Source organism: Geobacillus zalihae NBRC 101842, from assembly GCF_001544135.1.
GTDB classification, from domain to species: Bacteria; Bacillota; Bacilli; order Bacillales; family Anoxybacillaceae; genus Geobacillus; species Geobacillus zalihae.
The window spans coordinates 50,123-62,473 of the sequence record NZ_BCPV01000022.1; the positions used below are offsets into that span (position 1 = coordinate 50,123).

At 53.8% G+C, this 12,351-nt stretch carries 15 protein-coding genes; 4 read left to right on the top strand and 11 right to left on the bottom strand.

Going from position 1 to position 12,351, the window contains the following annotated elements; all coding sequences use genetic code 11:
* Window positions 1-109: 109 nt before the first annotated feature.
* From GZ1_RS08230 to GZ1_RS08245, 4 genes are read right to left on the bottom strand one after another with little or no spacing between them, the layout of a single operon-like run.
* The gene (locus GZ1_RS08230; RefSeq protein WP_060788297.1) at window positions 110-847 is read right to left on the bottom strand and encodes an IucA/IucC family C-terminal-domain containing protein; all 738 of its coding nucleotides are present in this window, start codon (window positions 845-847) and stop codon (window positions 110-112) included.
* The gene (locus tag GZ1_RS08235) at window positions 847-1,659 is read right to left on the bottom strand and encodes an ABC transporter ATP-binding protein (protein WP_060788298.1); all 813 of its coding nucleotides are present in this window, start codon (window positions 1,657-1,659) and stop codon (window positions 847-849) included. The genes GZ1_RS08230 and GZ1_RS08235 overlap by 1 nt, the downstream gene beginning before the upstream one ends.
* A 12-nt stretch (window positions 1,660-1,671) precedes the next feature.
* Window positions 1,672-2,724 (bottom strand): FecCD family ABC transporter permease, encoded by a 1,053-nt coding sequence (locus tag GZ1_RS08240; RefSeq protein WP_020756817.1) that lies wholly within the window; start codon window positions 2,722-2,724, stop codon window positions 1,672-1,674.
* Window positions 2,721-3,722 (bottom strand): FecCD family ABC transporter permease, encoded by a 1,002-nt coding sequence (locus tag GZ1_RS08245; RefSeq protein WP_060788299.1) that lies wholly within the window; start codon window positions 3,720-3,722, stop codon window positions 2,721-2,723. Before GZ1_RS08245 ends, GZ1_RS08240 begins: the two co-directional genes overlap by 4 nt.
* Window positions 3,723-3,921: 199 nt before the next feature.
* Here GZ1_RS08245 and GZ1_RS08250 point away from each other — a divergent pair, with 199 nt between their 5' ends.
* Complete coding sequence (locus tag GZ1_RS08250; RefSeq protein ID WP_013145575.1) at window positions 3,922-4,896, top strand: ABC transporter substrate-binding protein; 975 nt, start codon at window positions 3,922-3,924, stop codon at window positions 4,894-4,896.
* Window positions 4,897-5,127: 231 nt separating this feature from the next.
* Window positions 5,128-5,598: a PCYCGC motif-containing (lipo)protein gene (locus GZ1_RS08255; protein WP_369806429.1), complete on the top strand. Its 471-nt coding sequence runs from the start codon at window positions 5,128-5,130 to the stop codon at window positions 5,596-5,598.
* Window positions 5,599-5,775: 177 nt separating this feature from the next.
* Here GZ1_RS08255 and GZ1_RS08260 read toward each other — a convergent pair whose 3' ends face one another.
* The 5 genes from GZ1_RS08260 to GZ1_RS08280 all read right to left on the bottom strand — a co-directional run bounded on the left by GZ1_RS08260 (window position 5,776) and on the right by GZ1_RS08280 (window position 9,796).
* Window positions 5,776-6,504 (bottom strand): 3'-5' exonuclease, encoded by a 729-nt coding sequence (locus tag GZ1_RS08260; RefSeq protein ID WP_013523550.1) that lies wholly within the window; start codon window positions 6,502-6,504, stop codon window positions 5,776-5,778.
* Window positions 6,497-7,549, bottom strand: a complete 1,053-nt coding sequence (locus GZ1_RS08265; protein ID WP_015374638.1) for a DUF294 nucleotidyltransferase-like domain-containing protein — start codon at window positions 7,547-7,549, stop codon at window positions 6,497-6,499. Before GZ1_RS08265 ends, GZ1_RS08260 begins: the two co-directional genes overlap by 8 nt.
* A 17-nt stretch (window positions 7,550-7,566) precedes the next feature.
* A complete protein-coding gene (locus GZ1_RS08270; RefSeq protein ID WP_020756901.1) occupies window positions 7,567-8,868 on the bottom strand; it encodes an ammonium transporter in 1,302 nt (433 codons plus the stop codon).
* A gap of 175 nt (window positions 8,869-9,043) precedes the next feature.
* Window positions 9,044-9,451, bottom strand: a complete 408-nt coding sequence (locus GZ1_RS08275; protein ID WP_015374636.1) for a VWA-like domain-containing protein — start codon at window positions 9,449-9,451, stop codon at window positions 9,044-9,046.
* Window positions 9,452-9,601: 150 nt separating this feature from the next.
* Window positions 9,602-9,796 carry a YozQ family protein gene (locus GZ1_RS08280; RefSeq protein WP_020755559.1) on the bottom strand — a complete coding sequence of 65 codons (195 nt, stop codon included), beginning with the start codon at window positions 9,794-9,796 and terminating at the stop codon, window positions 9,602-9,604.
* A 148-nt stretch (window positions 9,797-9,944) separates the two neighbouring features.
* Between GZ1_RS08280 and GZ1_RS19585 the strand changes: the two genes are divergently transcribed.
* Both GZ1_RS19585 and GZ1_RS08285 read left to right on the top strand, forming a co-directional pair.
* Window positions 9,945-10,073, top strand: coding sequence for a hypothetical protein (locus GZ1_RS19585; RefSeq protein ID WP_013145583.1), 129 nt, complete (start codon window positions 9,945-9,947; stop codon window positions 10,071-10,073).
* A 15-nt stretch (window positions 10,074-10,088) separates the two neighbouring features.
* On the top strand, window positions 10,089-10,601 hold the full coding sequence (locus tag GZ1_RS08285) for a YndM family protein (protein ID WP_060788300.1): 513 nt from the start codon (window positions 10,089-10,091) through the stop codon (window positions 10,599-10,601).
* Between the two features lie 229 nt (window positions 10,602-10,830).
* Here the strand turns inward: GZ1_RS08285 and GZ1_RS08290 are convergent, their stop codons facing one another.
* Together GZ1_RS08290 and GZ1_RS08295 are read right to left on the bottom strand one after the other, a co-directional pair.
* Window positions 10,831-12,021 carry a toxic anion resistance protein gene (locus GZ1_RS08290; RefSeq protein ID WP_174520678.1) on the bottom strand — a complete coding sequence of 397 codons (1,191 nt, stop codon included), beginning with the start codon at window positions 12,019-12,021 and terminating at the stop codon, window positions 10,831-10,833.
* Window positions 12,022-12,023: 2 nt separating this feature from the next.
* The coding region (locus GZ1_RS08295; protein WP_174520679.1) for a 5-bromo-4-chloroindolyl phosphate hydrolysis family protein at window positions 12,024-12,351 on the bottom strand (328 nt) is incomplete at its 5' end.

A 12,351-nucleotide genomic window follows, 5' to 3' on the forward strand; every position in this document is an offset into this window, starting at 1 on the left:
AAAATAAGCGATGTCCACACTTCCATTTTCACGAAAATCACGGCAAAAATCAACAAATTTCGCAAACATTTTGTCAAAAATATGGAACTGCCCGCCGGCGGCCTTCCGGTCACCCGGTTTGCCGTTGGCGGGCGCGAATGGGACACGTTTGACAGCACGTTCCCCCATTTGTTTTCACGTACAGGCAGCACGTCGTCCGCTGCATGCCGCTCGCGCCTTTCCAAAAGCGACGGAGCGGATTGTCTTTTTGGCCAAACAGGCGGCCGTCTGCGTCATAAACAAGGAAATAAAAATCATCGCGCAGCCGGTCGGCGACCGGGGCAAGCGACTCATCCTCAAGCCAACGTTCATATACCCAATACACGTAAATCGCGACATTTTCCCATAAGACGAGCGGCGATACGCGCGTCAGACGCCGCAACCGAGCGATGAGCGGAGCGAACAAGCCGGCGAACACGTCGCGAACGGCTTGCTCGCGCCAGCGGCTGCGCTCAATGCCGCACATCTCCGCTTCCGGCGACGCAAGGCGAAAGCGCGGCATCCACATTTCCCCTTCGCCGTCCGTATCAAGCCAAATTCGCTCAGGATCGAGCACAAGCCGCTTGTTCCACACCGACATGGCGTATAAGGCCATCGGCGCCAAAAAGCTTAGGCGCTTGACGAGCATCGAAGCGGCAACCGCGTCGTTTGCCGCCCCCATCTCGGCGTGGACGTGCGCCACATACTTCGCGAGCTGCCCGTCATCATTCAGCAGCCAGGCCAACAACATCGATGACGAGACATCAGCAGCTTCGCTCGAAAAACGGTACGTTTCCAACGCTTTCACTTCTTCTTCACTTAACCTCATCACGATACGCCTTCTTTCTGTAGGATGCGCCGCCCTTTGCCGTACGGAATGCAAAGCGGAGTGCCAAAGAGCGGATCATACGTGATTTGGCAATCCATTTGGAACACATCTTTCACGAGCTGGCGGGAAATGACATCCTCCGGCTTCCCTTCGGCGTACACCGTTTTGTTGCGAATGGCGACGAGATGATGCGCATAGCGGCACGCCAAATTTAAATCGTGAAGCACCATGACGATCGTCCGCCGTTCTTTTTCATTCAGCTCAAACAATAAATCTAAAATGTCAATTTGATGCGCGAGATCCAAATACGTCGTCGGCTCGTCAAGCAAGATGATGTCTGTTTCTTGCGCCAGCGTCATGGCAATCCATGCGCGTTGGCGCTGGCCACCGGACAGCGAATCAACCGGCCGCTCGGCAAGCTCTTTCAGCCCTGTGGCCGCCAAGGCGCGCGCAACGGCGCGCTCATCTTCGTCACTCCATTGCTTGAACCACGTTTGATACGGGTAGCGCCCTTGCTTCACAAGTTGCAAAACGGTCAGTCCTTCCGGAGCCGTAGGCGACTGCGGCAAAATGGCGAGCCGGCGGGCGATTTCTTTTGTCGGCTGTTTGGCGATTTCTTTTCCATCCAGCAGCACAGCGCCGCTTGTTGGTTTTAGCAGCCGGGCCAAGGCGCGCAGCAACGTCGACTTGCCGCAGCCGTTCGCGCCGATGAACACCGTGATTTTTCCTTTCGGAATCGTCAAGTCTAAACGGTCAATCACGATCGCCTCGCCATAGGATAGCGTCAACTCTTTCGCCTGCAACCCATGCATGCGCATCCCTCCTTATAATTTCCGACTTCGGTACAATAAATAAATGAAATACGGTGCTCCAATCGCCGCGGTAAACACTCCGGCCGGAATTTCCGTCGGCGCCAAAAGCAGCCGCCCAGCCAAATCCGCCCCCATGACGAACACACCGCCTAACAGCGCAGCGGTCGGAAGAAGCGCGCCAAACGCCGAACCGACAAGGCGGCGCGCCATATGCGGCGCCATCAGCCCGACAAAGCCGATGCCGCCGGCGAAAGCGACCGCGCCGCCGGTGAGCGCGGTGCTAAGCAAAACAAGTCCTAGCCGTTGCCGTTCGACCGCCCCGCCAAGCCCAATCGCCAGCTCATCGCCCAGCTCCTGCACATTGACATGCCGCGCGGCCAACATCGCCACAAGGAGCAGTCCGATGACCCATGGCGCCATGAGCGAAACGTGTTGCCAAGAAGCACCATACACACTGCCCGTAATCCACACGTTTGCCTGGCTCGCCCGATAGATGGGTCCTGTGATCATCAACAGTGTCGTCAACGCCTGCATGAGCGCAGAAACGCCGATGCCGACAAGCACGAGCCGAAGCGGGGCGAGGCCGTTTTTCCACGCCAGCATATATACGAGCCAAGCAGCGGCCGTAGCGCCGAGAAAGGCGGCAAGCGGCAGCCAGTGGATGCTGACGGTGAGAGAGTTGTTTTCATCGCTAAACAGCGCCAAAAAGCCAACAACCGCGGCCACCGCTCCGCCGGTGATGCCGAGCACATCCGGTGAAGCGAGCGGATTGCGCACCATTCCTTGCAAAACCGCGCCGGCGACAGCCAGCGCCATCCCCGCCATCCAGGCAACCAATACGCGCGGCAGGCGGAACGTCACAATCACCGTCTGATGAATTTCCTCTCCGTATCCGAACAGCGCGGCAGCGGCCTCAAGCGGGGACATGCGCATTTCGCCGCTGCCAATGCTGATAACGAAAAGGAAGACGGCCGCTGCTATGAGCGCGGCGAGCACCGCAACAGCTTTTTTGTCATAGAAAAACGAGATGTGTTTTCCCATTCGGACCGTGATGTATTTTTTCATTTTGCGGCGATCCCCCTGCGGGCAATGTAGATGAAAAATGGAACGCCGAGCAAGGCGGTGACGATGCCGACCGGCACTTCGCGCGGCATCAGAACGTAGCGCGCCCCAATATCGGCCATAAGAAGCAAAATCCCGCCGAGCAAGGCGCAATACGGGAGCAGCCAGCGGTGGTCGACGCCGGCCAACGCCCGCGCCATATGCGGCACCATGATACCGATAAAGCCGATCGGACCGGCGACGGCGACCGATCCGCCAGCCAGCAGCACGACTAACAGAACGGCGGCAGCCTTGATCAAATTCGTTCGCTGTCCGAGTCCTTTCGCTACATCGTCTCCCATCATTAAGATGTTGACATGGCGCGCCAGCAGCATGGCCCCAGCCCAGGCGGCCGCCAAATACGGAAAAACGGCCGTCAACAACTCGAGCTTCCGGCCAGCGACCGACCCGGCCAGCCAAAAGAGCACTTCTTCAAGCGCTTTTTCATTCATCGCCAGCATTCCTTGCGTCAGCGAGGCAAATAAAGCCGCGACCGCCGTGCCGGCAAGCGTCATCTTCAGCGGTGTCAGCCCGTCTTTCCCTGCGGCGCTGATCACAAACACGATCGCCGCCGCGGCCGCCGCCCCAATAAACGCGATCCATGACAACATTTGCAATGAAGAAATGGAAAAAAAGGTGACCATCACAACAATGAAAAAACCGGCCCCGGCGTTAATGCCGAAAATGCCTGGCGAAGCGAGCGGGTTTCGCGTCAGCGCTTGCATGAGCGCCCCAGCCATCGCTAGGCTTGCGCCAACGACTGCCGCAATCAACGCTCGCGGCAGCCGAACCGTCGCCACGACTAAATGGGCGTTCGATCCGTTATTGTCGATAAGAGCCGCCATCGCCTGCCGCCAACTCGTGTCGGTATATCCACAAACGATGCTCATCCACATGGCGGCAAGCAGCACAATCAGCAAACCGATGAGGCCAACCATTTTTTGACGGTTTGTCGACAGCATCTCTGAGATCTCCCTTGCTTCATTCTCTATATCTCTATCGTCAAGTCTATTTGATAATGACTCTCATCGTCAATGTTTTTTCGCATTTTCTTATGATTTTTTTATCATTTTTTCATTTATAGTTGACAATGATTCTCAATTTTATTTATTATATCAACGTAAATGAAATTCATTATCAAATTCAAAGGGGGATTAGCTAATGAAATCAAGGCATCTCACCCTTCTTTCCGCCTTCATCCTTTCCCTCCTGCTTCTTGCCGGCTGCGGCGGAAAGCAGGAAGAAAAAACAGCCAAACCAGCGGAAAACAATGGGGCGAAAGCGGAAGTGAGCTACACGGTCGAACACGCCATGGGCACGGCCGAAATCAAAGGAACGCCAAAACGAGTCGTCATTTTAACGAACGAAGGAACGGAAGCGCTGCTCGCGCTAGGCGTGAAACCAGTCGGCGCCGTCAAATCGTGGACGGGCGATCCGTGGTACGACCATATTAAAGATAAAATGGAAGGCGTCAAAGAGCTCGGTTTGGAGTCAGAGCCGAACGTGGAAGCGATCGCCGCCTTGAAACCAGATTTGATTATCGGCAACAAACTGCGCCATGAAAAAATTTATGAACAGTTGAACCAAATCGCCCCGACCGTGTTCTCAGAAACGCTGCGCGGCAACTGGAAAGACAACTTTATGCTGTATGCGAAAGCTGTGAACCAAGAGGAAAAAGGGAAACAAATCATTGCTGAATATGACAAACGCATTGAAGACTTAAAAGCAAAACTTGGCGACAAGCTGAAGATGAAAGTATCGATCGTCCGCTTTATGGCCGGCGACGTGCGCATTTACCATAAAGACTCGTTCTCCGGCGTCATTTTGGATCAACTTGGCTTCGCCCGCCCGGAATCGCAAAACGTAAACGACTTTGCGGAAACCGGCGTGACGAAAGAACGCATTCCAGCAATGGATGGCGACATCCTGTTCTACTTTACATATGAGACGGGGGACGGCAAAGCGAGCGAACTTGAAAAAGAATGGATCAACGACCCGCTCTTTCAAAACTTAAACGTCGCGAAACAAGGCAAGGTGTACAAAGTGAGCGACACGATTTGGAACACGGCTGGCGGTGTGCTCGCGGCTCATTTGATGTTGGATGATATTGAAAAATATTTTCTGCAAGGCCAGTAATGCAGTGAAAGACGATGCAAAGCCTCTTCTTCCTTTGCATCGTCTTCTTTTTTCTTATTGAAAACGCACTTGCCTTGATCAGCCATTTTTATGCCGGAATGGTGAGCGCAGCGCGCCTAGCTACAAGATGGTTGCCGCCCAAGACAAAGTATGATACATTCAAACTGTCAATAACCGAGCCAGGAAACGACCAAAAAGAAAGGAAGAAGAAATTTGAGACGTCCAGTATGGATGGCGGCATGTATGTTGTCGTTTAGCGTTCTTCTGTCAGGCTGCGCAGATGGCAACAGCCAAGAACAAAGCCATTCGCATATAACGAAAACAGCTACTGGCGATATTCGCGAAACAACAAAATCGATCGAGCATTTGCCAAGCTTTTTGAGCGCGTTTGAAGAAGAGATGGCTGTCTTGTACCAACAGGCTGCTGAACACCGCGAGCTGCTTGAGAATATCCCTTGCTATTGCGGCTGCGGGCAATCAGCTGGCCATAAGAACAATTACGACTGCTTCGTCTATGAAAATAAACAAGACGGCTCGGTCGTCTGGGATGATCATGCGACCAAATGCGGCGTCTGCTTGGAGATCGCCGCCGAATCGATCGCCGCTTACGATCAAGGGAAATCGATCAAAGACATTCGGCATATGATCGATCAAAAATATAAAGAAGGCTACGCCGAACCGACGCCGACAAAGCCGCTCTAATACGAACGAAAAAAAGCGCCAAATCCGGCGCTTTTTTCACTGCAACCAGCCCCCTTTGCCTGCAAACCCCTTTTTGCCCCGCCGAGCGCCCACTGCTTTTCGATCAACAGAAACAGGCTGCTTAAACTGGATTTCGCTCTTCTCAAGGAGAGTTCACAAAGGCTTCGCACAGGCACATCAACACCGGCTGAGCGCGGCGTACAGATCATGCAGCGTGTCGATGCCGCGCTGGCGGAATTCATCGAGCAAGATCGCCCATAGCTTCGCCATCGCTTCGACGTCGCCATCCGCCGTATGGCGGCGCGGGCAACGGATGCCATAACAAGCTAACGCATCGTCAAACGTCGGGCACGAATGGCCGATCAGCGTCATCATCGGCTGCAAGTCGACAAAACGTCCGCTCCATTTTTGCCGATAATGACGCCAAAGGGCATGGCGCAAAAACGCCAAATCATGACCGATATGATAGCCAATTAAGACGCCGGCGGCAATAAACGGCACAAACGTGCGCAGCGCCTCGGCAAGCGGCGGAGCGAACACCACATCCTTCGCCTCAATGCCGGTCAAGGCGGAAATATGTTCCGGAATCGGCTTTTCCGGCTTGACGAGCGTCATGTACGCATCGGTCACGACTCCTCCAACCGTTTTCGCCGCCGCCATGGCCAAAATTTCATCGCCTTGCTCCGGGGAAAAGCCGGTCGTTTCCATATCGATGATGACAAACGGGATGTCAGTCAAACGGTCATGCCAATCGATGATGTGCTGTTTTTCCTTTTGCAGCGAGCGAAGCCATGTTTCCTGTTGCAGCGAATGGTCATGCCCAAATAAGGCGGATGATGCCTCGCGCGGAACGCCGAGCGACAACAAGCGGAGCGCCCGCTGCCAAAAACGGTGCCGCTCATGCATGAATGTTAGCCACCCGCCGGGCGACAAAGCGCTGCAACCGTTTTGCGGTGCGCATCGCTTGCTTCAGCTGCTTTTGCTCTGTCCGCTCAAGCGTCCGCCATAACACATATTCACGCCCGTCCCCCGCCTCGGTGCTGTACTTAAGACGAATCGAATAGTAAACAGACAGCGCCTCGCAAACGGCGGCGGAAAGCGGCGCCGTCAATACGCCAGCCGCCTCAAGCGTCCGTCGCCGCTCAGCCGTGTCCGCCGCCGGGACGCGCGCAAAACAGGCCAACCATTTTAAGGCATTGGTGAGCTGCACGTAGCCGCTTTGTTTCATATGAACGGCCCCGCTGTGCGGCCCCCATCGCTCCGTTTGCACGTTGCCCAGCCAACCGAGCGGAACCGGAGGAAATTGAACGTGCTCCCCCATGCGCGCCAACAGCGGCGGCCGTTTGGCCACCGCCGAAAACAGCATCCTCCTGCCCTCCTCAGCCAATTCCGTCTCGCCATAAAGCGGACGCATATCCATCGCGATCAACAAAAAGCGAATGTCGTTCGGCCACCCGCTGTCTAAATAGGAAGAAAGTTGTTGCTCCCAACCGCGGACCGACTGCGCCCACCGCTTGTTCGTCGCCATCACGTAACCGGAGCAGTAGGGATACCCAGCCTCATGCAACATGTCCACCCCAACCGCCGCCATATGGCGGATGAATTCATAACAAGCCGCCTCCTCTTCCTCAGGACAGTCGAATAAAATGCCGTGGTCCTGGTCCGTCCAAATCGTCGGCTCCCGTCGGCCGATGCTTCCCATCACATACCAGCACCACGCCGGGGGACGAATGCCGACCGACCGTTTCATCGTCTCCCGCTCCGCAAGGAAAAACGCGCGGCGAAGGATGGCTTCATGCACGCAAACGACGTCGCCTGCAAGCTGCTTCATTTGTTCAGATGCTAGACAGCGCCGCAGTTCGCGCGCCAGTTCATCATGACAAAAACGAAGTTCGGCGGCCGACTCGGCTTGGTTGAGCCGCTCGACCACCTTTGCCGCCAACGATTCCATCACCTTTCCCCTCCTGGCTACTGCTGGGCGAGGGTCTTGGGCTGATACGCCGGATCGAGCTGTTCCGGATAGCCATAAGAACCGTGCTCGCTAATATCAAGACCTGAAATTTCTTGTTCCGCCGTGACACGCAGCCCGATCGTTTTCTTCAGGGCATATAAGATGACAAACGAAACAGCAGCGACATACACCGCAGCGCCGAGCACCCCGACCGTTTGCACAATCAGCTGATCAAATCCGCCGCCGTAAAACAGTCCAGCCTTCCCGATGCCCGTGATCTCGACTAAACGCGGCGAGGCGAAAAACCCGGTTGAAATCGTGCCAATAATGCCAGCGACACCATGGACGGAAAAAGCATAAATCGGATCGTCAATCCCTTTGCGTTCAAAGTAGATGGATGTCCAGAACGTAAACGACCCTGCCACTGCACCGATCACAACCGCCGCCCACGGTTCGACGAACGCGCACGCGGCGGTAATGGCAACCAAAGCCGCGAGCACGCCGTTGACCATCGCTGGAATGTCCGCTTTGCCGACCAAAATTTTCGCCGTCACAATCGCGGCGATCGCTCCCGCCGCGGCGGCCAAATTCGTCGTCAGCGCGACATAGCCGAAAAATCCGTCGCCAACCGCCATCGTGCTGCCAGCGTTAAAGCCGAACCAGCCGATCCATAAAATCAATCCGCCAATGACCGTATATACTTGGTTATGCCCAGGAATGACGTTTGGAGTCTTATCTTTATTGAACTTGCCGATGCGCGGCCCAAGCAAAATTGTAGCCACGAGCGCCGCAATCGCTCCTTGCAAGTGAACAACGGTCGAACCGGCGAAATCTTGCATTCCCATTTTTCCAAGCCAGCCGCCGCCCCACACCCAATGGCCGATCACCGGGTAAATGGCGATCGTAAAAATCGTGCCAAAAAGAAAATAAACAGACAGTTTCGCCCGCTCAGCGAAGCCGCCCCAAGCGATGGCCAGCGACACGCCGGCAAAGCCGAGCTGGAATAAAAATTTGAGCTCGAGCGGCACATTCGCCCACGACAACGAGTCAAACGTTCCTTTTCCTTCTTTTAAAAACCATCCTTCCGTCCCGATGAAGCTATTCCCAGCCCCAAACGTAATCGCAAAGCCGAACGCCCAAAACGCCAATGAGGCGATGGCAAAGCTTAAAATTTGTTTGCCAGCCACATGCCCGGAGTTTTTCATGCGCGTTGATCCAGCCTCAAGCAAAGCAAACCCTGCCTGCATACCGATGACGAGCACCGCCGAAAGCATGACCCAGAGGGCATCCAGCCCAAGCGTCAACGTTTTTTCATCCATTTACGCATCCCCCTTTTTGTTATTTATCATTCCTTTTATATGTCATAATATATAACACAAATACACCAAAAGCAATGTCTGTTTTTGGTTGTAATCGGTTTCATTCACAAAAAACTTGTTAAATTTCCTGACAAAAAGAGAATGCCCTTCATCACGAAGGGCATTCCTCACAGTGTTACGCCACGCGAATCGGCTTGCCAAACGGCACGCGCGGCATATAATCGTCCGGCACAAGCCAAAACACTTCATAGTCGACTTCGAGTTCTTCATAAAAATAGCCGGTTACATCGGTGATGTAAAACAACGTATCGATTTTTTGCGCAGCGGCCCATTCCAGCACTTCGGTGTACGACGATTTCCCGTGCTTGAAATATTGAATCGTCGCCACGCCAACCGGAGATACATCGCGAATTTTAAAATCCGCTTGGACGAGCAGCGTGTCCGGGCGCAGCTTTTCAAACAGCTTCACAATGTTTTGAATGAGCATTGGCCGCTCCGGACGGTTTGATGTGTCGATCGCCAACGCGATGGAATGGTCTTTCCGCTCTTTGAGCAACGCCAATAAAGCCCGCTGCCATCTCACGATGATCATCCCCCTTATATCGGTGAATCGCCGTGCGCACTACTAGTATAGACGACGATGGGGGAAAGTACGAACTGTTTTTCTTTCCTTTTTCCCCTCCCGTTTCACAAACATCAACCAAAACGCCAAGGAACAGCTCCTTGACGTTTCTTACTCCCGCGGAGAAAGGGGGATGTCTGAGCCATTTTTGTGTTCGATCGTGGCCTCGATGGTTCCCTCCGCGTACATATCGCTCACTTGTTCATGTGTTTCAGCCAATGCTGAACCAAGAAACGAAGCTGCCTCATCATTCGACGGGACATACTGCTGTAAAGCCATCTCAAGCGATTGTTTGTTTTCCGCCATCTGTATTCCTCCTTGTTCATGCCGTTCATTATATTAATGTAGAACAGGGGGGGAAATAAAAAGAGGAAGTTTATGGATCATGTATGTATACATCAAGACAAACGCGGCAAACTAACGATAAACAAATGGAAAGAGAGGATGATGGCTAATGAGACAGCCAAAGCAAAACAACAGCCCTGAACAACAAGAAAAAAAACAACAACCGGACAAAGACAGGGAAAAACAGCCGGGATACGGCGATAAAAAATTGGAAGGACCAAACCATCCAGCAGAATAAAGGCGGCGAATCCCAATGAGACATTTGCTTGCGTTAGTGCTGAAATATTTGCTGACCACCACGGTGATGTTTGCCATTTTACCGCTGTTTTTGCGCATTTCATCGGCAGAGATTTTATGGTTTAGCCTTTGGCTGACGCTTGTCGCCTATGCGCTCGGCGACTTGTACGTTCTGCGGCGCCTTGGCAACGTCTCAGCGACGATCGCCGATTTTGGGCTTGTGTTTGTAGCGGTATGGATCGGCATCGGCGCGTTTTATGACATCGCCGGCGCCGCCATATTAAGCGCGGCGTTTTTTTCCGCCCTGCTTGCGGCGATGGGGGAATTGCTGTTTCACGCCTATGTGCTGCGATTTGTCACTGTCGAGCACGGTGAAAAAGACGCTCCGCTCATCGGCCGCCAATGGCAAACGGAGGCGGCGGAAGAGTTTGACGTCCGCGCCGCCCGTCCGGATGACAAAGATCGTGAACGAGCGGAACAAGAAAATGATCGGTACGGTCAAGAGCCTCCTCATCCCCCTATTCTATAAAGAAAATGGAGGCTGCACAGCCGGGATGCCGGCCGCTTCAGTTGACAGTCCGTCCTCCTCCCGTTCAAAACCAAACGGATGGCAAGTGAAAAAAACGGGTGTCTTCTCGTTCGCTAGACACCCGTTTCGCATGAGGCTCTTTGATTTTCTGGCGCTTTCTTCTACAGCCATGGACGGATCCATCGACCGCTTGGCCGCAAGCCGAAACAGGGCAATCTCCTATCCGCCCTTATTGCTCCGGTCGTTTCAGCGCAAGCAGCGTCTGTTTCAATTCCGCTTCCATCGCCGCCAGCTCGCGTTCGGCCTGCTGCCGTTTTAAGCGGCCTTCCGCTTGGATTTTCAACGTTTCTTCGAGCGTAGCGATCAAATTTTCTTGTGTTCGCTTCAACGTTTCGATATCAACCAAGCCACGCTCGTTTTCCTTGGCGATTTCGATGCTGTTTGTTTTTAACATCTCCGAATTGCGCAATAACAGCTCATTCGTCGTTTCGGCGACCTGCTTTTGCGCCGCAGCCGCCCTTTGCTGCCGAAACAGCGTCAAGGCAATCACGACTTGATTTTTCCAAAGGGGGATGGCATGCAAAATCGACGATTGAATCCGCTCGACAAGCGTTTCGTTCATATGCTGAATCATGCGGATTTGCGGTGCCGTTTGAATCGTCACTTGCCGGCTGAGCTTTAGGTCATGCACCCGCTTCTCAAGCCGATCGGCAAACTGCCGCAAATCTTGCACCTCTTGCCATGCCATTTGGTCGCCGGAGCGCTCCGCTTCCGCTTGCTTTTCTGGAATCGTCTTCGTCCGCAGCTCTTCGAGTTTGTATTCCGCTGCCGCAATATAAATATTGAGCGCTTCAAAATAGTCTTTGTTTTTTTCATAGAGCGTCTCAAGCATCATGATGTCGCGAAGCAACAAATGCCGGTGCTTCTCAAGCCGATCAGCGATTTTGTCAATTTCAACGCCGATTTTTTGGTATTTCGCCACCATCTCTTGCAGCGGCTTGGCCACTGCGCCGAACAAGCGGGACAGCCACCCTTTTTTCGCCGGCATTAGGTCATCGGGGTTGACCTCCTTAATTTTGGCCATCAGTTCGCTGATCACTTCGCCGACCGGCCCAGCGTCTTTCGTTTGCACATGATGCAAAATCGCATGAGAAAACTTCGACAGCTCGGCTTGCGCCGCCACACCGTATTGCAAGACGGCCTGATGGTTGGCCGGGTCGATTTGTTTGGCGAGCGCAAGCGCTTTTTCCCGATGCTCAGGCTTCAACGCATCAAGCGCGCGCGCCGGCTTTTCTTCCTCCTTGAGCCGCGGTTCGGCCGGCGAAGAAAACGGCTTTGCAAGCAGCTCATCAAGGGAACTTGTCCGTTCCAGCCCTTGCAGCCAATCCGTCGGTTCCATCCCGTGATTCCGTTCGTCCATCGTCATTCTCCTTTCTTTGACAGCGGCAGACGAAGCCCATCCGATTGTCGGAGCGATCGCTCGAGCCATTTCGCTTCCGTTTGCAGCGACCAGATGTCGTTCGATAACACCTCAAGCAACTGCCGTTCAGCCGCTGAAGTCAGCTCGTCAAGCACTCTTTCCGTCTCCTGCAACACTTTTGCCATATCGGCGCTTTGCACCGGCTGTTGCGCCAAATAAACGTATTTCTCCACCATCTCCACCGCCGTCGGCCATTCGTTTAAGAAAAATGGCTGGGCGAGGCGCAGTTGATGTGGTTGTTGCTCGATGGCGCGAATGATTCGATCGACG